Below are 19,541 nucleotides of genomic sequence, written 5' to 3'. Positions count from 1 at the left end.
CGGCTTTCCGGCTACTCGACCGGCCTGGCCGGCAGGCGCGCCAGCTGGAAGCCGGCCAGGGTGGCGTACAGCGGCGGGCTGATCGCGCGCGCCACCGCATACGCCACCAAAGCGCAGGCCATCAGGCTGAGCACCATGGCATGGCCGTCGACCATCTCCATCACGATGATGAAGGCGGTCAGCGGCGCCTGGGTGGCGGCCGACAGGAAGCCGACCATGCCGAGCGCGATCAGGGCCGGCATCTGGGTACCGTACAGCAGCAGCGCCACGTCGTTGCCGAGCGCGGCGCCGATCGCCAGCGAGGGCGCGAAGATACCGGCCGGCACGCCGGCCCAGCTGGTCAGCCAGGTCGCCAGGAACTTGAACAAGGCATAGGCCGGCGGCATCGCCCCCGCGCCCTCGACCATGGTGCGGGTGGCGCCATAGCCGGAGCCGAAGGCGGCGCCCGCGGTCACGATGCCGATCACCGCCACCGCCAGCCCGCAGCCGGCCGCGAACAGCACCGGCCGGCGTGCGCGGAAGCGGCTGAACGGGTCGAGCGAATGGCCCGACAGCGACGCGATCATGAGGCGCGAGAACAGGCCGCCGGCTAGACCCGCCAGCACCGCCAGCAGCAGTCCCGGCAGCAGCAGGCCGAGGCCTGGCGTCGGCGCATGGATCACGCCGAAATAGGTGCCGTTGCCGTGGGCCGACACCGCCACCAGGCCGGCCAGCACGATCGCCGCGATGATCAGGCCGCTGCTGCGGCGCTCGGGGGCGCGCGCCAGCTCTTCGATCGCGAACATCACCCCGCCCAGCGGGGTATTGAAAGCCGCTGCGATGCCGGCCGCGCCGCCGGCCACCAGCAGGCCATGCACGCCGACTGGGGCGCCAACCGGCATCAGGCGCCGCGCCTGCAGCATGATGCCCGCCGCGATCTGCACCGACGGCCCTTCGCGGCCCAGCGACAGCCCGCCCAGCAGGCCGCCCGAGGTCAGCAGGATTTTCGCGATGCTCAGGCGCAGCGAGACGAACAGCCCGCGCTCGGCATCGCCGACTTCCTTTTCCAGCGTCGCCATCACCTGCGGGATGCCGGAACCGGCCGCGCCCGGCGCAAACCGCCGCGTGCACCAGACCACCGCGGCGGCGGCGGCCGGGGCGGCCAGCAGCGGCGCCCACCAGGCTTGCAGGCGCAGCGCCGTGAAATAGCTGCTGGCGGTCTCCGCCAGCCAGGTAAAACCGACCACGGTCAGGCCGGCCGCCACGGCTGCCGCCACCACCAGCGCGCGTGCGAACCACAGCCGCCAGTCGGCCAGCTCCTGACGCAGCGCCTCGCGCATCGAGCGTGGTGGCTTCATGGGGTAACATTCCTGCAACGGGGAACTGGGCTTGGCGCGGGTTTATCCATTATCATTCGGTTTATGTCCTCATCATCATTTTCGTCAAACCCCGCCGACGGGGCCGAGGCCGCCGCACCGGAAACCCGCGTGCTGCGCCAGTTCCGTATCGTTTTCAACTCGGTCAAGACCCATTTCCGACAGGTCGAGCGCGAAGCCGGCGTCGGCGGCGCCCAGCTCTGGGCCTTGTCCGTGATCGAACGGCGTCCCGGTATCGGCGTAACCGAGCTGTCGCGCGAACTCGACATCCACCAGTCCACCGCCAGCAACCTGATCAAGAGCCTGTCCGAACGCGGCCTGGTGACTGCCGCGCGCGAAGGCATGGACCGGCGCAGCGTGTCGCTGCGTATCTCGGCGGAAGGCGAAACGGTGCTCAAGAGCGCGCCGATGCCCTTCGCCGGCGTGCTGCCGGACGCCCTGTCCAGCCTCGACCCGGCCACGCTGGAACGCATGGAGCACGACCTCGGCCAACTGATCGCCCTGCTCGAAGCGGACGAGGCCAGCGCCAAGGTCCCGCTGGGCCAGTCGCTTTAAGCCCACGCCGGCTGGTCTTCGCGGAAGCGCTCCAGCGCGGCGTCGACCACCGCCTCGCGGCTGCCGCCTTCGCGGAAAGCCGCCCGCAGATAGTCGGCATCGCTGCCGAGTTCGATGTCGCGGCGCATCCGCTCGAGTGCCGCACCGCTGCCCAGTGCCTCGTAATGCGGCTCGAGCCGGCGCAGGGTCGCGAGGATATCGTCGCGCAGCAGCACCTGCTCGTGGCGCTGCGGATGGACCAGGGTGCCGTCCAGGCCGAAACGGCAGGCCTGGAAGCGGTTGTAGTTGTAGACCAGGTAGTCGTCTTCGCGCGGCGGCGGTTCGTTGCCGGCCAACAGATAGCTGCACAGGGCCTGCAGGTAGCAGGCCAGGCTGGCCGCACGCTCGACCGACAGCGGCGTGTCGCACACGCGCAGTTCGATGGTACCGTATTCGGGCTTGGGCCGCAGATCCCAATAAAAATCCTTCATGCTCTTCACGATCCCGGTGCCGGCCATCTTTTCGAAGTAGGCCTCGGCGAAGGCGTCCCAGCTGAGCAGGAACGGCGCCCTGCCCGACAAGGGGAAGGCGAACACCGAATTCAAACGGGCCGACTGAAAGCTGGTGTCGGCGCCCTGCAGGAAGGGCGAGGAGCCGGACAGCGCGATGAAGTGCGGCACGTAGCGGTTCAGCGCGTGCAGCAGGTACATCGCTTCGTCGCCGGAACGGCAGCCGATGTGCACGTGCTGGCCGAACACCGTGAACTGCTTGGCCAGGTAGCCGTACAGCTGCGACACTTCCTTGAAGCGCGGCTTGGCGAAGATGCGCCGTTCGGACCACTGCTGGAAGGCGTGGGTGCCGCCGCCGCAGACGCCGACGTTGAGGCGGTCGCCGGCGGCCAGCAGCGTGTCGCGGATCTCGCGCAGCTGGGCCAGCAAGGCGTCGTGGCCGGTGTGCACGCTGCTGTTAATCTCGATCATGCTCTGGGTGATCTCGGGCGTGACGTTGCCCGGGAAAGGCGCGCGCGCCAGCAGGTCCAGCATGTCCGGCGAGGCCGGCACCAGGTCGAAGTCGGACAGGCTGACCAGCTGCAGCTCGAGCTCCACGCCCATGGTCAGCGATTCGGAAACGGCAAAGGGTCCCAGGCTCATTCAGATCTCCTTGTGTTGGTGGCTCTCGTTGGCCCAGCCCAGCGCGCGCTGGGTGATCAAGGGCCCGAATACCTGCATCACCAGGGCCATGGCCACCAGCGGCGCCAGGCTGTAATTGAAGTCGAGGCCCAGGCGCCGGGTCTGCTCGATCATCAGCACCGTGAACACCGCCAGCGGCGCCAGCGCCAGCCCGGACAGCGCGCCCTTGCGCACCGACACGCCGGACGGCCGCGCCAGCGCGGCGCAGACGCCGACCTTGACCAGCAGGCGCACCAGCACCAGCAGGACGCCCAGTACCAGGCCCTCGCGCACATTGGCCCAGGTCAGGGTCGAGGCCGCGTACACGAACAGCAGCACCGACAGCAGGTCGCCGAGCGCGCCGAAATTGCGCTGGGCGACGCCGAGCGCGCTGCGCCGATGGCGCGCCGCCAGGCCGAAGCACAGTGCGGCCAGCACCGGCGACAGTTTCAGCACGTGGGCCGTGGCCACCACCAGCAGAACCATCAGAGCAAATGTCAGGGTCGCATCCTTGCCGCCGAACTTGCGCAGCCACAGCGGCACCAGCACGCCGGCCAGCGCCCCGAGGATGCCGGACACGATCAGCACCAGCAGCGTGGCGCCGGCGGCATGCAGCAGGTCGCCCGAGGTCTGGAACACCTTGACGCCGACGATCAGGTTGAACACGAACACCGCAAACACGCAGTTCAGCGCCGTCAGGTGCATCGCGCGTTCGCTGACCTGGCCACCGGCGCCCTGCTCGTTCAGCACGCGTATCAGGCCGGCCGGCGAGGTCGCCATCGCCAGCGCCGCCAGCAGAGCGCAGCTGATCGGCGGCGCGCCGTACCAGTCGGCGGCCAGCCACACGGCCAGGAAAGTGGCGCCGGATTCGAGCAGCGAAGTCGCCAGGATCCAGGGGTTGGCGCGCAGCCAGCGCAGGTTGATGCGGTAGCCGAGCTCGAACAGCATCAGGCCGAAGCCCAGGCTGGCCAGCAGCAGATAGGGGGAATGGTCGATCGGACCTTGTACTTCGAGTGCCAGGTTACCGGCCAGGAAGCCGGCCAGGCCGTAGATGCTGATGCGGGGAACACCGGTCCAGCGATGCGCCAGTTCGCCGGCCATCCAGGACACCACCAGGGCCAGCGGCCAGGCCAGCTGGGCGGCGGCGGAAATCAACTCGTCCATATGCCCTCCTCCGAGTTTGATTGGTCGGACGGAGCGGGCAACCAGGGAAAAAAACGCTCCCGGCGTGGCCGGGAGCACAAGAGATACGAAGTATCCTCATCGCTGATCGCGAAGACTGCCGGAAACCATTCCGGCAACCCCGCTCACAGACACATTGTCACACAGATCGTGTATTGTAGGCAACCATATTTCTCCCAATGTACTTATTTGGCGGCACGCGGCACCTGCGGCAGCGCGCAACGCGAGCGGCGGCCTTCGACCGTGCAGGTATTGCGTTCCTTGCCGTCGCGGTCGTGGACCACGACGTCCCAGCGGTCGGCGCCTCGCCGTTCCATGGTCATGAAGCCGAAGCCGTCGATCCAGGAACTCATGGCCTCGACGACGGCGCCCGGTGCCGGCGTGGTGCCCGGCGCAACGGTCGCCGGTAGCGGCACGATGTCCTCGGCGGTGCCGGCGAAGCCGCTGACGAACTGGGTCGGGTGGTCGGAGGCGAAGCTGACCTGCTCCCACAGGTGTACGTGGCCGGACAACAGCACGTCGACCTTGGCCGGCAGCAGGCGCGGCTGGATCGCGCCGAAGGCCTGGATCAGGCCGGCGTCACCGCCGAACAGCGTGATCGCGCCCGTGTTCTTGTCCTGGTTGGCGCCGAAGCCATACAGCGGATGGTGATCGACCGCGATGTTGTGGGGCGCGCGTGCGGCCAGCGCTTCCAGCTTGCGGTAGGTGTCGGCGTACTTCTCGAGCCGGACGTCGCCGGCCCCGAAGCCCTTGTAGCTGGTGTTGGCGCTGTCGAACACCAGCAACTGGGCGCCGCCGCCGAGCGGCACCGCATACGGGTCGGTGTAGTCGCCGTGCAGGTCCTGGGCCGGATCGTCGCAGCTGTTCTGCGGGCCGAAGGGGCGCGGGTCGAGGAAGCGCCACCAACCCTGGCCGCCACGCACGCAGGTCTCGTGGTTGCCGCGCGCGACCACCCACGGCGCCGCCGCCAGCAGGGCCTGCGCCGGGGCGAAGAAGTCGGCCTGCCAGGCATCCCAGCCATAGCCGAAGGGACTGCCGGCGCAGCCGGGACGGTCCGCCGGGCACGCATCTTCGCGGTAGTGGTAGTCGCCGACGTGGATCACCAGGTCGGGCTTCCAGGCGGCGGCGCTGGCCGCCACGCGCGCGAAGGGAAAGGCTTGCGGGTCGTTACAGTCCTGGAACTCCTTGCCCTTCAGGCGGCAGCCGGTGTCGCCGATCACGACGATGCGCTGCGGCTCCGCCACTGGCAGCGGCAGCTTGCGGCCGGCCACCGCGACGCTGCGCACGCCGGCGGGCAGCGGCGCCTCGCAGCTCTGCACCGCCGAGGATGGCGCCTGCGGCCGGCCGGCAGCCTCGCCGGACAGCGGACGCAGCGGAATCGGGGCGAGCGGCGCACGCACGTTCATGGCCGCGGCACGGCCGTCGATCTCGATTTGCGGGCAAGCCGGCGCGCTGGTGATGGCACGGGCGATGGCGGCGCCGTCGTCGGCCACGATCACGAAGGCCGATTGCAGTGGGTCATGCGCCGGCTGGGTGGCGCAGCCGGCCAGCGCGGCGGCAAGGAGGAGTCCTGAGGAAGTGCGGTGGAAAGGCATGGGTGCTGTCTGGGCAAAATTGACAAGTTACCACATTCCGAACAGCAAGCTGGCGCTTATGCATTCTTCATATAAGCATAATGCGAATCCTTATTGGCCTGGAAAGTAACAGCCTGTTAAGCTCGGGTCCCTCCGCAGCCATGGTGCTGCGCAACATATCGAAAGAAGAACATGAGCGTCAAGCATTCTCGTCCCAACCCGGCCCGCGCCCTGCTCGCGCTGGGCCTGATCGCCTCAAGCCTGCCCGCCGCCCAGGCGCAGCAGACCACCCCGGACCAGGCCGCCGCCGGCGAAATGCAGGCGGTGGTCGTCACCGGTACCCGTTCGCTGAACCGCCGCACGCTGGAAACCGAATCGCCGGTCGACGTCATCTCCAGCAAGGAGCTGCTGAGCACCGGCTCGAGCGAACTGGCCACCGTCCTGTCGCGCCTGCTGCCCTCGATGAACTTCCCGCGCCCGGCCGGCGCCGACGCCAGCGATGCCGTGCGTCCGGCCCAGCTGCGCGGCCTGTCGCCGGACCAGACCCTGGTGCTGGTCAACGGCAAGCGCCGCCACACCTCCGCCGTGGTCAACGTCAACGGCACCCAGGGCCGCGGTTCGGCACCGGTCGACCTGAACGCGATCCCGCTGGCGGCGATCGACCACATCGAAGTGCTGCGCGACGGCGCCGCCGCCCAGTACGGCTCGGACGCCATCGCCGGCGTGGTCAACGTCATCCTGAAGAAAGGCGCCGAAGGCGGCGAGTTCGAAGCGCAGTACGGCGAATACGACAAGGGCGACGGCGAACAGACCACCGTGCGCGGCTCGACCGGCTTCGCGCTGGGCGACAAGGGCTGGGTCCGGGTGGCGGTGGAAGCGGCCAACCGCAACCCGACCAACCGCGCCTTCCCGGACCCGCGTGCGGAAGCCGGTCCGCGCCAGGGCACCATCACCCAGCGCTACGGCGACCCGGACAGCCGTCCGCGCAGCCTCTTCCTCAACAGCCAGGTCAACATCAACGAAAACCTCGACTGGTACGCCTTCGCCAACTACGGCGAGCGCAAGACCTCGTCGGCGGCGACCTGGCGCCTGGCCGGCCGCTCGCCGCTGTACCCGGAAGGCTTCCTGCCGCTGGAAGACAGCAAATCGACCGACTCCTCGCTGGTGACGGGCCTGCGCGGCGAGCTGGCAGGCTGGCGCTGGGACGCCAGCCTGAACTTCGGCCGCAACCGCTTCAGCCTGGACGTCGACAACACCACCAACCTGAGCCCCGGCTTCCCGAACCCGACCCAGACCAGCTTCTACGCCGGCAAACTGACCACGACCCAGGACGTGGCCAACCTGGACGTGGCGCGCGAGATCCCGGTCTCGTGGATGAGCGGCCCGCTGACGGTGGCGCTGGGCGCCGAGGCGCGCTACGAATCGTACGAAATCGGCGCCGGCGAGCCGAATTCCTATTTCGGCGGCGGCGCCCAGGGCTTCGCCGGCTTCCGTCCCGAGAACGCCGGCAAGGACAGCCGCAACAACCAGTCGCTCTACCTGAACCTGGAAGGCGACATCACCAAGCAGCTGTCCGGCTCCCTGGCCGTGCGCCACGAGCGTTACAGCGACTTCGGCAACACGACCTCGGGCAAGGCTTCGGCGCGCTACGCGTTCACGCCGCAGTTCGCGCTGCGCGGCACGGTCTCGAACGGCTTCCGCGCACCGTCGCTGGCCCAGGAGTCGTACACGATCACGACCACCAACTTCCTGGTCATCAACGGCCAGAACACGCCGATCGAGACCGGCACCTTCGCGGTCGGCAGCCTGGCTGCCAGCGCCCTCGGCGCCCAGCCGCTGAAACCCGAACGCGCGCGCAACCTGAGCCTGGGCGCGCAGTGGCAGCCGATCCGCAACTGGACCACCACCGTCGACCTGTACCGCATCGACATCGACGACCGCGTGATCTTCTCGTCCAACCTGCAGCTGACCAGCAGCGGCGCCGCCAACCTGAGCAACGCGCTGCGCAACCAGGGCATCTACGTCGGCGCGGCGCGCTACTTCACCAACGCCGTCGATACCCGCACCAAGGGCGTGGACGTGGTCAGCACCTACCGCATGAACCTGGCGCAAGGCGCGCGCGCCGACTTCACGCTGGCCTACAACCACAACGACAACGAAGTGCGCCACGTGGCTGCGACCCCGGCCCTGCTGGCCGACGCCGGCCTGGTGCTGGCCGACCGCCAGACCGTCAACCGCCTGACCGTCGGTTCGCCGAAGGACAAGCTGACCCTGGCCGGCGACTACACCCGCGGCACCTGGAGCGGCCACGCCAACGTGACGCGTTACGGAAAATTCACCGTCCCGCAAAACAACGTGGCGCTGGACCAGACCTACGATCCGCAATGGGTGCTGGACGTGTCGGCTTCGGTGCGCGTGGCCAGCAACTGGCGCGTGACCCTGGGCATCGACAACCTGACCAACCGCTATCCGGCACAAGTGACCTCGGCCGGCAACCTGAACGTGAACGGCACCCAGCCTTACAGCGTCTGGGCGCCGAACGGGTTCAATGGGCGCTTCTTCTACGGTAAGGTGGGTTACAGCTGGTAAGCATGCGCCGCTGAGCCGCTAGCGTACGCCGCTCACCGGCCCGGTCTGGTTATCATGAACCGATGCATACCATACCAATATGGGCCCAGGCCGGGTTCTGGGGTTTCGTGGCGGGTGCGGCGCTGCTGATCGGCGCCGCCGCCGGCTATTTCCTGAAGGTGCCGCAGCGCCTGATCGCGGCCGTCATGGCCTTCGGCAGCGGGGTGCTGATCTCCGCCCTCTCGTTCGAACTGATGGACGAAGCCTACCGCCAGGGCGGCTTCGATGCCACCGCCTACGGCTTCCTCGGCGGCGCCGCGGTCTATACCGCGGCCAACTGGTATCTCAACCACCGCGGCGCGAAACACCGCAAGCGCTCCGGCGACCAGCAGCCTTCCGAGGCCGAGGACCAGGGCAGCGGCCTGGCGATCGCAGTCGGCGCCCTGCTCGACGGCATCCCGGAATCGATCGTGATCGGCCTGTCGATGCTGAAGGGCGGCGTGGTCAGCACGGTGGCGGTGGCCGCGATCTTCCTGTCCAACGTGCCCGAGGGCCTGTCCAGCGCCGCCGGCATGAAGAAGGCCGGCCGTTCCCCCGCCTATGTATTCGGCATCTGGGGCGGCATCGCGCTCGCCTCGGGCATCGCCTCGCTGCTCGGCTATACCGTGTTCCAGAACTTCTCCAGCGAAGTCGTGGCCGCGACGACCGCGGTGGCGGCCGGCGCGATCCTGGCAATGCTGGTCGATACCATGATCCCCGAAGCCTTCGCGGTGGCCCACGACTTCGCCGGCCTGATCACCGTGGCCGGCTTCCTGGCGGCGTTTGCCTTAAGCCGGGCAGGACATTGATATAGATCAAACCAACATCGCGAGGAAATTGCGCGCAATGAAATCAATGAATAAAATAAATTTTGTTGATACACGCCAATTTTCTTTACTTAAGGATGCATGAATCATCTCGTCCGCAGCTAATCGGGAGGAGGCGATGTCGGAGAAAAGCATCAATGATAGAAGGTGTTCAGGCACTGTATGCGGATTGCGCATTGACAAAGCAATTTCCTTCCCGATTACTTCGCTCTATTCAGGTGTCACCAAACTTTGCACATTGCTTCGCAGTCGGCCTTTAAACCGTGTGAAAGTGCATACTCAATCAATTCACTTAAATTCTTGCAACGCATTTTCGTCAAGGTCCGGGCTTTATGCGTGCTCACTGTTTTACAGCTCAGATTTAATGCAACCGCAATATTAGTGACTGACATTCCACAAACGAGCATGGCGAACACCATTTTTTCGCGGTCGCTGAGCGTTTCATGTGGTGTATCCTGTTTGATTCCCCAAGCACTAAGGGCAACCTCCTCCGCAAGTGCCTCACTCATGTGTAATTTACCGGCACTGACACGTTCCGCGGCATCCAGCAGCTCGGATGCAGGTCGGTTTTTCATCAAATAGCCGCGTGCCCCGGCGCGGATCGCCCGTACCCCATGCTTTAACTCATCCAGATCCGTATAAACCAGCACGTGTGCCTTCGGCGCTTCACGCCTGATCTGCCGAATCAAGGCTTCGCCTGCCCCGGCGCACAGCATTGGGTCAAGTACCACAAGATCGTAATTCGCATTCAGCAATTCGCTCATCAACCCTGCGCGATCTGCCGCCTCCCCGACTGCATAACGTGACGGTTGTTTCCCAAAGACAGCTTTCATTCCCAGGCGCATCGTTTCGTTATTATCTGCAACCATAATTCTCATTATTCTTCCCTCTAGTTGTATTCGGACAGCGTGTAGGAAAACGTCCATATCTTAACGGTGTCATTGACCAAAAGTCACCGGTTACAAAGATGACATGTGTCAATACGCCCACAGGGGAAGATGAATTAAAAAAAATTGCGCCATAAATCAAGTGCTTCGGGAATTTTGATTATGCGGGAGAGATTGCTAGCCGATTTTTATTGATTCCGCGCAAGTGCTGGGAAACGTCCAGTGGTTAAGCTTGGCTTGCTAATCTTCAACCACTAATCGCACCTCTCTTGAGCCATGTCAAACAAAATAGCTGAAACTTGCGTATCAGAACACCCAGCAATTATCGCAATTGCAATGGACATTACGTTTTCACCCTCACACCGCTCACATTATTCAGACCTGGTGTTGATGCTCGCAGACAAAGCTTTAGAACGTATAAGAGAAGCACTTGCAGAGAAAAACGATTCAGAAAATTCCTACACAGTGTCAGATTCTTCTAGCTCCTTATAGGACAGATGCGGGTAAAAGCGCCAACTTATTGGCGACTAACAAAGTCGATTTCGATATGAAATTTGCTCGCGTCATGCTACGCCTTTCACACTTCCGTGCGTTTCGAGCGTTAGCTCGATCCTGCTATTGCTGCTGTGGCAATTTCTTAAACTCGCGCCTATTCGACTACGGGTACCGCTATGTACGAAGACTCTGGCACGCGCCTTTGCAGAGAGGTGGATGTTCTTTATCCGAGGCGTATTCGCTACTGGAGGAGACTTGTTCCTCGTCCGTCGTGGCTACGCGACCGCTACTTCCGGCGCTTGAACCGCAACAGGCAGCGCCAATCTGTGAGGGCAAGGATCAGATGACCCGAAGACACGCGCATCGAAACCGCGTGGACCGACGTCAGGACGCGGTAACCGCAGACTTGGTCGACGTCGGCCTCATGTTTACCGAGGTATTTGGGCAGGACCGTGGGGAAACGTATTTCAGGGCCACCACGGTTGAACCGGCCGTCTATAGGCGAGTGCTACTTGGCCCCTGCCGCCAACCGATGACCCGAGATGACGGTGGCGATCCTGTTCCATCGTGACGCACAACGAACGTGACAGAGGCACATGACGCTCACACTCTGGGAGGGTCGGTTTCGCGCGCGTAGATCTTGTGGCGCATGACCGCCGTCTTGAACGCCACCAGCGCCGCATTGAGGTGGCCCGGATCGGCGACCACGATACCCGGGTCCGGCTCACCGTTCGGCAGCGCAACCGGCAGGCCGGCCGCCGCCACCAGCTGCCGCCCTGCCCCCAGCACCAGCAAGGGCTTGTCGTGCCGGTACTGGTCGCGCAGGAATTCCAGCACGCGCCCATCGCGCTCCAGCGCCGCTGCCGCCGCTTCGCCGGGCGGCAGCACCACGGCATCGTACATCACCGACGGCGTGGCCTCGAACGTCACCTCGACGTCGAGCGGCTTGCCGTTCACGGCAGCGACCTCGCCCAGATGCTGCCCCACCACACGTGGCTGCGCGCCGTCCTTCAGCAGCGAAGCATGGATCTGGCGCACCGCTGCCGCGTCGACGCCGTTGGCGACCGCGATCGCCACGCGCCGGGTGCGGATGCCGACCCGGCCCGGCCGCGCCAGCAGCGACAGCGAAGGCGACGGCGGGTAATCCGGGATCGGCGTGTTGTTCACGCGCGGCAGTGGCGGCGGCACCGGGATACCCAACTGGTCGGCCACGGCTTTCGCCAGCTTGGGATCGACGTTGACCAGGCCGGCGACGATGCGTTCGCGCACGGCCGGGGTCTGCACCCGCGTCAGCTCGAAGCGGAACGCCTCGACGATGTGCTTCTGCTCGACCGGCGTCTGGCTCTTCCAGAACAGGCGCGCCTGGCCGTAGTGTTCGGCGAACAGCTCCGGCTTGCCACGCACCTTGCTCCCTTCGATCGGTTGCGGATAGCTGACGAAGCCGCGGCTGCCGGCCTGGAAGGGGCAGCCGCCGGCCAGCGAGTTCGGCTCATAGTTGACGCGGCCGCGGTTGATGGCCTGGCGGTGGAAGCCGTCGCGCTGGTTGTTGTGGACCTGGGCCACCGGCGAATTGATCGGGATCTCGTGGAAGTTCGGCCCGCCCAGGCGCGTCAGCTGGGTGTCGACATAGGAGTGGATACGGCCCTGCAGCAGCGGGTCGTTGGTGAAGTCGATGCCGGGCACCACGTGGGCGGCGCAGAAGGCCACCTGCTCGGTCTCGGCGAAGAAGTTGTCCGGATTGCGGTCCAGGACCATGCGCCCGACCGGCCGCACAGGCACCAGTTCCTCGGGCACGATCTTGGTCGGGTCGAGCACGTCGAACAGCTTGAAGGCGGCGGCCTGCTCCTCCGTGAATACCTGCAGCCCCAGCTCCCACTCGGGGAAGTTGCCGGACTCGATGGCTTCCCACAGGTCGCGGCGATGGAAGTCGGGGTCGGCGCCGGCCAGCTTGACCGCCTCGTCCCACACCAGCGAATGGGTGCCGGCGAGCGGCGTCCAGTGGAATTTGCAGAAGCGGCTTTCACCCTTCGCGTTCACCAGGCGGAAGGTGTGCACGCCGAAGCCCTGCATCATCCGGTAGCTGCGCGGGATCGCGCGGTCGGACTCGAGCCACATCAGCATGTGGAAAATCTCCGGCGAGAGCCCGGCGAAATCGTAGAAGGTGTCGTGGGCGCTGGAGGCCTGCGGGATCTCGTGGTGCGGCTCGGGCTTCACCGAGTGGATCAGGTCCGGGAACTTCATCGCGTCCTGGATGAAGAACACCGGGATGTTATTCCCGACCAGGTCGAACACGCCTTCGTCGGTATAGAACTTGGTGGCGAAGCCGCGCACGTCGCGCGCGGTGTCGGCCGAGCCGCGCGAACCGACCACGGTCGAGAAGCGCACGAACACCGGGGTGCGCTTGCCGGGTTTCGCGAACAGCGAGGCGCGCGTGATGCTGGACAGGTCCTGGTAGCTTTCGAAGAAGCCGTGCGCGCCGGCGCCGCGCGCGTGCACCACGCGCTCGGGGATGCGCTCGTGGTCGAAGTGGGTGATCTTTTCGCGGAAGATGAAGTCCTCCATCGCGGTCGGCCCGCGCAGGCCGATCTTCAGGGAGTCCTGGTTGTCCGCCACTTTCACGCCCTGGTTGGTGGTGAGCTCGCGGTTCGAGTCGTCGACCCGGACCCGGTCCAGCGGGCCGTTCAAAGGATTGGCGCCGATGTCGGGTTCGCCGTCGCCCAGCTTGCTGGAGGCGATATCCTCGGTGGTCGTGCTGGCGGTGGCCAGCGGCGTGTCGGGCGTGCGGGTCTCGCCGCGGTGCGGCGTAAAGGCGGCCTGCCCGTACTCGAGCGGCTTGACCTCGTTGTAGGGCATGCGCGCCGCCAGATCGGCGTCTTCCGTGACCTTTTCCAGCAGGCGCTCGCTCTCGGGCGTGGTGGCGCCCAGGCTCTCCGGCGGCGTCGGATCGGACGGGCCACCGACGGTGCTGAGAATGGAACCGGCACCGTCAAAGGGGCCGTTGTTGTCTATAGCCATGATTCACCTCTCATGTTGGACGATTCAATAGCCGAGTCTGCTTGCGCGGCGATTGAGGGCCTTGAGCGGCTACAAATGAGAGGTGCTGCCGGGCCCATCGATGGGCCCGAATAGGAGGATTCGGAGGCGTTGTCGTGCTGGGTTGGAACTTCTTTTCTGGGAGAAGGTGCCCCCTCTACTTCACGCGCTGCTTCTCGAGCTTGCGCGCCAGCGTCCGCCGATGCATCCCGAGCCGCCGCGCCGCCTCGGAAATATTGAAGTCGGTCTCGGCCAGCACCGCGTGGATATGCTCCCACTCCAGGGTCTTGATGGAGCTGGAGCGGTTGGTCAGCTCGATCTCGGTATTGCCGGCCACGTGGCCGAAGGCGGCTTCGATGTCGTCGGTGTTCGAGGGCTTGGCCAGGTATTGCGATGCGCCCAGTTTGATCGCCTCGACCGCGGTGCCGATGCTGGCGAAGCCGGTCAGCACCACGATCTGCATCTCCTCGTCGTGCGCATGCAGCATCTGCACGCAGGCCAGGCCCGAGCTGTTGCCCTTCAGTTTCAGGTCGACCACGGCGTAATCGGGGTTGTGCTGCTTCAGCAGCGCCTGGGCTTCGTCGAAGCCCGGTGCCAGCAGCACCGTGTAGCCGCGCCGTTCGAAGGAGCGGCCGAGGGTGCGCGCAAAGGCGTCGTCATCTTCGATGATCAGGAGCAGGCGATCGGCGTCCAGCGTGTTGTCGTTATCGTTGTCGTTCATTCGTTCTCCAGCGCGATCGACGTCAAAGGCAGCGTCAGACGCACTTCGGCCCCTCCCTGCGGCAGGTTGCGGGCCGAGACGGTCCCACCCAGGGTGCGCGCCACGTTCACCACCAGGAACAGCCCGAGGCCACCGCCCGGCCGGCCCTTGGTGGAGTGGTAGGGCTTGCCGAACTGGCTCAGCATGCCGGGCGCGAAACCGGGGCCGCGGTCGGTCACCGACAGCAGCAGCGTGCCGTCCTCGACGCTCGCCTCCAGCCCGACCCAGTCGGGCGAGGCCTCCAGCGCATTATCCAGCACATTGTCGATCATCTGCTTGAGGGCCGAATCGAAGGCCACCGGCCGGTCTTTCTCGATACGGTTCACGTAAGCGAACTCGCGCACGGGCCGGCTCTGCCGCCACTCGTCGACCAGCTCGTCCATGAAGCTGCGGATGGTGGTGCGCACCGCCGATTCGCCGCGCGCCTCGCCGGCCGACAGCAGGATGCCGCTGACGATGGACTTGCAGCGCTTGAGCTGGGCCTGCATCTCGGCGATCTCTTCGATCAGGTCCGGGTTTTCCTTGAATTCGCGCATGCGCTTCCAGTCGCCCAGGATCACCGACAGGGTCGCCAGCGGCGTGCCCAATTCGTGGGCCGCGCCCGAGGCCAGCAGACCCATGCGCACGATGTGCTCTTCCTCGGCGGCGCGCTGGCGCAGGTCGGCAAGTTGCGCCGCCTTGCCGCGCAGCGTGTTCGTGATGCGCGAGATGAAGACCACCAGCAGCGCCGCGTTCAGCACGAAGCAGATCAGCATGCCCTGCACGTAGAGGCTGGAGATGCCGCGCGCGTGGTCGAACGGCAGCGGCAGCGGTTTGGCGAAGGCCGACAGCCCGGCCAGGCAGGCCAGCGTGATGCCGACGATGGTCCAGGTCGACCAGGCTTCCAGCAGCACCGCCGACAGGATCACCTGCAGCAGATAGAGGAAGGCGAAAGGATTGGTGGTGCCGCCCGACAGATAGAGCTGCATGGTCAGGCTGGCGACGTCGACCAGCAGCGCCAGGAACAGTTCGTTGTTGGTGACCGGCCGGTGTTCGTGCCACCGCAGGTGGCTGGCGACGTTGAAGGCGATCAGGCAGGCCAGCACCTCGAGCATCTGCACCAGCGGCAGCCGCACGTCGAACACCAGGATGGCGCCGGCGATGGTGGTGATCTGGCCGATGACGGCGATCCAGCGCAGCTCGATCAGCTGCAGCATGTTCTTGTGGCCGGCGACGTATTCGACGTCGGCCGCGGTGTTCTTCAGGACCTCAGTCGTCGTGCTCATCGGTTCCGGTTCCGGCGGACGGCGCGCCGCCGCGATGCGTAACCCACCACCATCCGGCGGCCACCATCAGGGCCAGCGCATACCAGGTGACGGCATACACCAGGTGGCTGTTGTTGAACTTCACCACCGTGAGCCCGCCCTGCGGCTGGTCCGGCGAGCCGGCCGGGTTCTGGTTGGCGGCGGCATCGATGAAATAAGGCGCGGTAAGCTCGGCCGGCAGGCCGCGCGCGGCGGCGATGGCCGCCACGTCGCGCGCATACCAGCGGTTCGCGGCCGGGTCGTTGGTGCGCAGGAAGAAGCCCTTCGGTTCGCTGGTGCGCAGCAGGCCGGTCAGCTGCACCGCGCCGCCGGCGTTGGTGGCGCAGGGATAGCCTTCGGACTTGCGCGCCTGGTAGCGCGTGCGTGCGCCCGGACTGGCGGCGATGAAGCCGCGGTTGACCAGGATAACGTGACCGTCGGTGGTGCACAGGGGCGTCAGCAGCCAATAGCCGCTGCCCAGCTCGGTGAGCGCCTGGACCGGGGTCGTGTATTCGTAGAGATAAGTGCCGGCGACCTGTACGCGGCGGTACTCGTCGGATTCGGCGGTGATGCCATGCCAGCGCGCGCTAGGGGGCGGCGCGGCTGGTGCGGCGTGCACGCGTTGTTCGACGCGTGCGATCAGGTCCAGTTTCCATTGCAGGCGTATCACCTGCCAGGTCCCCAGACCCGCGAACAGCGCGATCAGCAGCAGCGCCAGGGCTGCCAGGATGACACGCGGGGCGCGTTTCGGACTGCCCCCGACTGCTGCTGGATCGCTTACTGCCATTTACTGCATGTCGTGCATGCCATGCACGGAATTACCCTCGTTGATCATGTGCGGCATCATGTTGGCGTTCATGTGGTACATGACCCAGATCGAGCCGCTCAGGACGATGAACAGCAGGATCGCGGTGAGGATCAGCGCCATCATGTTCCAGCCGCCCTCGGACTTCGAGTTCATATGCAGGAAGTAGATCATGTGCACGACAACCTGGACGGCCGCGAAGCCGAGGATCACGAACTTGGTGGTGCCGGCCGGCAGCTGGTGGGTCATCACCAGCCAGAACGGGATCGCGGTCAGGATCACCGACAGGATGAAACCGATCGAGTAATCCTTCAGGCTGCCGTGGGCTTCCATGTGGTCGTCGTGGTCGATGCCATGGCCGTGACCGTGGCCGTGAGCGTGTGCGGTGTGGTGATCGCTCATGGCAGAACTCCCATCAGATAAACATAGGTGAACACGCCGATCCAGATGACGTCCAGGAAGTGCCAGAACATCGACAGGCAGGAAAGGCGACGGTAGTTGGCGCCGTTGATGCCATGCTTACCAAGCTGGAACATCAAGGTGACCAGCCACACGATACCGAAGGTCACGTGCAGGCCGTGGGTACCGACCAGCGAGAAGAACGCGGTCAGGAAGCCCGAGCGCCACGGGCCGAAGCCCTCGTGGATCAGGTGCGAGAACTCGTACAGCTCGAGGTACAGGAAGCACGCGCCCAGCACGCCGGTGATGGCGAGCCAGACTTGGGTGCCCTTCAGGTTCTTCTTCGCTGCGGCCAGCATCGCGAAGCCGTAGGTGATCGACGACAGCAGCAGGAAGGCCGTGTTGAGGGCCACCAGCGGCAGGTCGAAGATCTCGGCGCCGGACGGTCCGCCTGCGTAGTTGCGGCCCAGGACAGCGTAGGTCGCGAACAGGCAGGCGAAGATGAGGCAGTCGCTCATCAGGTAGATCCAGAAGCCCAGCAGGGTGCCGTTTTCCGGGTGATGCTCGACCGCGTAATAGCGCGAGCTGATGTCGGCGCCGGTGGCGCTGACGGTGTTGGTATGAATGTCAGACATGGGATTCCAGCAGTCGGGTATGGGCTTCTTCCGTACGTGCCACTTCTTCCGCAGGGATGTAGAAGTCGCGCTTGTAGTTGAACGTGTGGTAGATGGTCACGGCGACGGTCGCGACGAAGGCGACGGCCACCAGCAGCCACATGTGCCAGATGATGCCGAAACCGAGCACGAAGGTCACGAACGGGATCACCGGACCGGCCCAGGTGTTGGCAGGCATGTGGATCGGCACGAAACCGCTCAGCGGACGCTTGTAGCCGGCCTTCTTCATGTCGGCGTAGGCGTCGTTGTCATGCACCACCGGGGTGAACGCGAAGTTGTAGTCCGGCGGCGGCGACGAGGTGGCCCACTCCAGGGTACGGCCATTCCACGGGTCGCCGGTGACGTCGCGCAGTGCCTTGCGGTTCATGATCGACACGGCGAACTGCATGATCATGCAGGCGATGCCCAGCGCGATCATCAGGGTACCGACCAGCGAAACCTGGAACAGCCAGTGGATCGACGGATCTTCGAAGTGGCTCAGACGGCGGGTCACGCCCATGAAGCCCAGGATGTACGGCGGGGTGAAGGCAATCCAGAAGCCGACCGACCACAGCCAGAACGAACGCACGCCCCATTTACGGTCCAGACGGAAGCCGAACATCTTCGGCCACCAGTAGTTCACACCAGCGAACAGGCCGAACAGCACGCCGCCGATGATGACGTTGTGGAAGTGGGCGATCAGGAACAGCGAGTTGTGCAGCACGAAGTCGGCCGGCGGGACCGCCAGCATCACGCCGGTCATGCCGCCGATGATGAAGGTGATCATGAAGGACACGGTCCACATCATCGGCAGTTCATAGCGGATGCGGCCCTTGTACATGGTGAACAGCCAGTTGAAGATCTTGGCGCCGGTCGGGATCGAGATGATCATCGTGGTGATGCCGAAGAACGAGTTCACGCTCGCGCCCGAGCCCATCGTGAAGAAGTGGTGCAGCCACACGAGGTAGGACAGGACCATGATCACGACGGTCGCGTAGACCATCGAGGTGTAGCCGAACAGACGCTTGCTGCAGAAAGTCGCAACGACTTCCGAGAAGATACCGAAGGCCGGCAGGATCAGGATGTACACCTCCGGGTGGCCCCAGATCCAGATCAGGTTCACGTACATCATGGCGTTGCCGCCCAGTTCGTTCGTGAAGAAGTGGGTGTCGAACAGACGGTCCAGGCCGAGCATCGCCAGGGTGGCGGTCAGGATCGGGAAGGCCATCACGATCAGGATGTTGGTGCACAGCGCGGTCCAGGTGAACACCGGCATCTTCATCAGGTCCATGCCCGGGGCGCGCATCTTGACGATGGTGACCACCAGGTTGATACCCGACAGCAGTGTACCGACACCGGCAATCTGCAATGACCAGATGTAATAGTCGACCCCGACGTCAGGACTGGCCAGGATGCCGGACAGCGGCGGGAAAGCCAGCCAGCCGGTGCGGGCGAATTCGCCGACGAACAGCGAAGCCATCACCAGCAGCGCGCCCATGGTGGTCATCCAGAACGAGAAGTTGTTCAGGAACGGGAAAGCGACGTCGCGTGCGCCAATCTGCAGCGGCACGACGTAGTTCATCAGACCCGTCACCAGCGGCATCGCGACGAAGAAGATCATGATCACGCCGTGGGCGGTGAAGACCTGGTCGTAGTGGTGCGGCGGCAGGAAGCCGTGCGAATCGCCAAAGGAGAACGCCTGCTGGGCGCGCATCATCAGCGCGTCGGCAAAGCCGCGCAGGAACATGATCAGACCGAGGATCATGTACATGATACCGATCTTCTTGTGGTCGATACTGGTGAACCACTCTTTCCAGAGATAGCCCCACAGCTTGAATTTCGTGATGGCGCCGAGGACGACGAGGCCGCCCAGCACCACCATGGCAAAGGTACCGATCAGGATCGGCTCGTGGTAGGGAATCGCTTCCCAGCTGAGCCGACCGAAGATCAACTTCATTAAGTCAAATTGCTCGTGCAT

General features: G+C 65.0%; 15 protein-coding genes. 3 read left to right on the top strand and 12 right to left on the bottom strand.

Annotation, left to right across the window (positions count from 1 at the left end; translation table 11 throughout):
* Positions 1 to 11 precede the first annotated feature (11 nt).
* Positions 12 to 1,337 (bottom strand): chloride channel protein, encoded by a 1,326-nt coding sequence (locus tag NX782_RS08335; protein WP_258844979.1) that lies wholly within the window; start codon positions 1,335 to 1,337, stop codon positions 12 to 14.
* 129 nt (positions 1,338 to 1,466) lie between these two features.
* Here NX782_RS08335 and NX782_RS08330 point away from each other — a divergent pair, with 129 nt between their 5' ends.
* Positions 1,467 to 1,910 (top strand): MarR family winged helix-turn-helix transcriptional regulator, encoded by a 444-nt coding sequence (locus tag NX782_RS08330; protein WP_258844978.1) that lies wholly within the window; start codon positions 1,467 to 1,469, stop codon positions 1,908 to 1,910.
* Here the strand turns inward: NX782_RS08330 and NX782_RS08325 are convergent.
* The 3 genes from NX782_RS08325 to NX782_RS08315 all read right to left on the bottom strand — a co-directional run bounded on the left by NX782_RS08325 (position 1,907) and on the right by NX782_RS08315 (position 5,835).
* Entirely contained in the window at positions 1,907 to 3,040 is a 1,134-nt protein-coding gene (locus NX782_RS08325; RefSeq protein ID WP_258844977.1) for a YbdK family carboxylate-amine ligase, read from the bottom strand. The genes NX782_RS08330 and NX782_RS08325 overlap by 4 nt on opposite strands.
* Complete coding sequence (locus NX782_RS08320) at positions 3,041 to 4,222, bottom strand: cation:proton antiporter (protein ID WP_258844976.1); 1,182 nt, start codon at positions 4,220 to 4,222, stop codon at positions 3,041 to 3,043.
* 203 nt (positions 4,223 to 4,425) lie between these two features.
* Positions 4,426 to 5,835, bottom strand: coding sequence for a metallophosphoesterase (locus tag NX782_RS08315; RefSeq protein WP_258844975.1), 1,410 nt, complete (start codon positions 5,833 to 5,835; stop codon positions 4,426 to 4,428).
* 171 nt (positions 5,836 to 6,006) lie between these two features.
* Between NX782_RS08315 and NX782_RS08310 the strand changes: the two genes are divergently transcribed.
* A complete protein-coding gene (locus NX782_RS08310) occupies positions 6,007 to 8,403 on the top strand; it encodes a TonB-dependent receptor plug domain-containing protein (RefSeq protein ID WP_258844974.1) in 2,397 nt (798 codons plus the stop codon).
* Positions 8,404 to 8,465: 62 nt separating this feature from the next.
* A complete protein-coding gene (locus NX782_RS08305) occupies positions 8,466 to 9,230 on the top strand; it encodes a ZIP family metal transporter (RefSeq protein ID WP_258844973.1) in 765 nt (254 codons plus the stop codon).
* A gap of 239 nt (positions 9,231 to 9,469) precedes the next feature.
* Here NX782_RS08305 and NX782_RS08300 read toward each other — a convergent pair whose 3' ends face one another.
* The 8 genes from NX782_RS08300 to cyoB form a co-directional block, all read right to left on the bottom strand.
* Positions 9,470 to 10,117 (bottom strand): LuxR C-terminal-related transcriptional regulator, encoded by a 648-nt coding sequence (locus NX782_RS08300; RefSeq protein ID WP_258844972.1) that lies wholly within the window; start codon positions 10,115 to 10,117, stop codon positions 9,470 to 9,472.
* 1,116 nt (positions 10,118 to 11,233) lie between these two features.
* Positions 11,234 to 13,645, bottom strand: coding sequence for a catalase (locus tag NX782_RS08295; protein ID WP_258844971.1), 2,412 nt, complete (start codon positions 13,643 to 13,645; stop codon positions 11,234 to 11,236).
* Positions 13,646 to 13,820: 175 nt separating this feature from the next.
* Positions 13,821 to 14,357, bottom strand: coding sequence for a response regulator transcription factor (locus NX782_RS08290; protein ID WP_258845015.1), 537 nt, complete (start codon positions 14,355 to 14,357; stop codon positions 13,821 to 13,823).
* Between the two features lie 23 nt (positions 14,358 to 14,380).
* On the bottom strand, positions 14,381 to 15,688 hold the full coding sequence (locus NX782_RS08285; RefSeq protein ID WP_258844970.1) for an ATP-binding protein: 1,308 nt from the start codon (positions 15,686 to 15,688) through the stop codon (positions 14,381 to 14,383).
* On the bottom strand, positions 15,672 to 16,493 hold the full coding sequence (locus tag NX782_RS08280) for an SURF1 family protein (RefSeq protein WP_258844969.1): 822 nt from the start codon (positions 16,491 to 16,493) through the stop codon (positions 15,672 to 15,674). Before NX782_RS08280 ends, NX782_RS08285 begins: the two co-directional genes overlap by 17 nt.
* Entirely contained in the window at positions 16,494 to 16,913 is a 420-nt protein-coding gene (cyoD, locus tag NX782_RS08275) for a cytochrome o ubiquinol oxidase subunit IV (protein ID WP_258844968.1), read from the bottom strand.
* Positions 16,910 to 17,545, bottom strand: coding sequence for a cytochrome o ubiquinol oxidase subunit III (cyoC, locus tag NX782_RS08270; protein WP_258844967.1), 636 nt, complete (start codon positions 17,543 to 17,545; stop codon positions 16,910 to 16,912). Before cyoC ends, cyoD begins: the two co-directional genes overlap by 4 nt.
* A complete protein-coding gene (cyoB, locus tag NX782_RS08265) occupies positions 17,538 to 19,541 on the bottom strand; it encodes a cytochrome o ubiquinol oxidase subunit I (protein ID WP_258844966.1) in 2,004 nt (667 codons plus the stop codon). Before cyoB ends, cyoC begins: the two co-directional genes overlap by 8 nt.

The sequence above is a fragment of the Massilia norwichensis genome (assembly GCF_024753245.1).
GTDB lineage: Bacteria > Pseudomonadota > Gammaproteobacteria > Burkholderiales > Burkholderiaceae_D > Telluria > Telluria norwichensis.
Note: the sequence above shows the minus strand (reverse complement) of the source record. Positions and strands in the feature narration are given on the sequence as shown.

Excerpts from the sequence above, each read along its gene's own strand:
- NX782_RS08335 (WP_258844979.1), bottom strand. The coding sequence starts at position 1,337 with ATGAAGCCACCACGCTCGATGCGCGAGGCGCTGCGTCAGGAGCTGGCC.
- NX782_RS08285 (WP_258844970.1), bottom strand. The coding sequence starts at position 15,688 with ATGAGCACGACGACTGAGGTCCTGAAGAACACCGCGGCCGACGTCGAA.
- NX782_RS08320 (WP_258844976.1), bottom strand. The coding sequence starts at position 4,222 with ATGGACGAGTTGATTTCCGCCGCCGCCCAGCTGGCCTGGCCGCTGGCC.
- NX782_RS08310 (WP_258844974.1), top strand. The coding sequence starts at position 6,007 with ATGAGCGTCAAGCATTCTCGTCCCAACCCGGCCCGCGCCCTGCTCGCG.
- cyoD (WP_258844968.1), bottom strand. The coding sequence starts at position 16,913 with ATGAGCGATCACCACACCGCACACGCTCACGGCCACGGTCACGGCCAT.
- NX782_RS08280 (WP_258844969.1), bottom strand. The coding sequence starts at position 16,493 with ATGGCAGTAAGCGATCCAGCAGCAGTCGGGGGCAGTCCGAAACGCGCC.
- NX782_RS08315 (WP_258844975.1), bottom strand. The coding sequence starts at position 5,835 with ATGCCTTTCCACCGCACTTCCTCAGGACTCCTCCTTGCCGCCGCGCTG.
- NX782_RS08300 (WP_258844972.1), bottom strand. The coding sequence starts at position 10,117 with ATGGTTGCAGATAATAACGAAACGATGCGCCTGGGAATGAAAGCTGTC.
- NX782_RS08305 (WP_258844973.1), top strand. The coding sequence starts at position 8,466 with ATGCATACCATACCAATATGGGCCCAGGCCGGGTTCTGGGGTTTCGTG.
- cyoC (WP_258844967.1), bottom strand. The coding sequence starts at position 17,545 with ATGTCTGACATTCATACCAACACCGTCAGCGCCACCGGCGCCGACATC.
- NX782_RS08325 (WP_258844977.1), bottom strand. The coding sequence starts at position 3,040 with ATGAGCCTGGGACCCTTTGCCGTTTCCGAATCGCTGACCATGGGCGTG.
- NX782_RS08295 (WP_258844971.1), bottom strand. The coding sequence starts at position 13,645 with ATGGCTATAGACAACAACGGCCCCTTTGACGGTGCCGGTTCCATTCTC.
- cyoB (WP_258844966.1), bottom strand. The coding sequence starts at position 19,541 with ATGCACGAGCAATTTGACTTAATGAAGTTGATCTTCGGTCGGCTCAGC.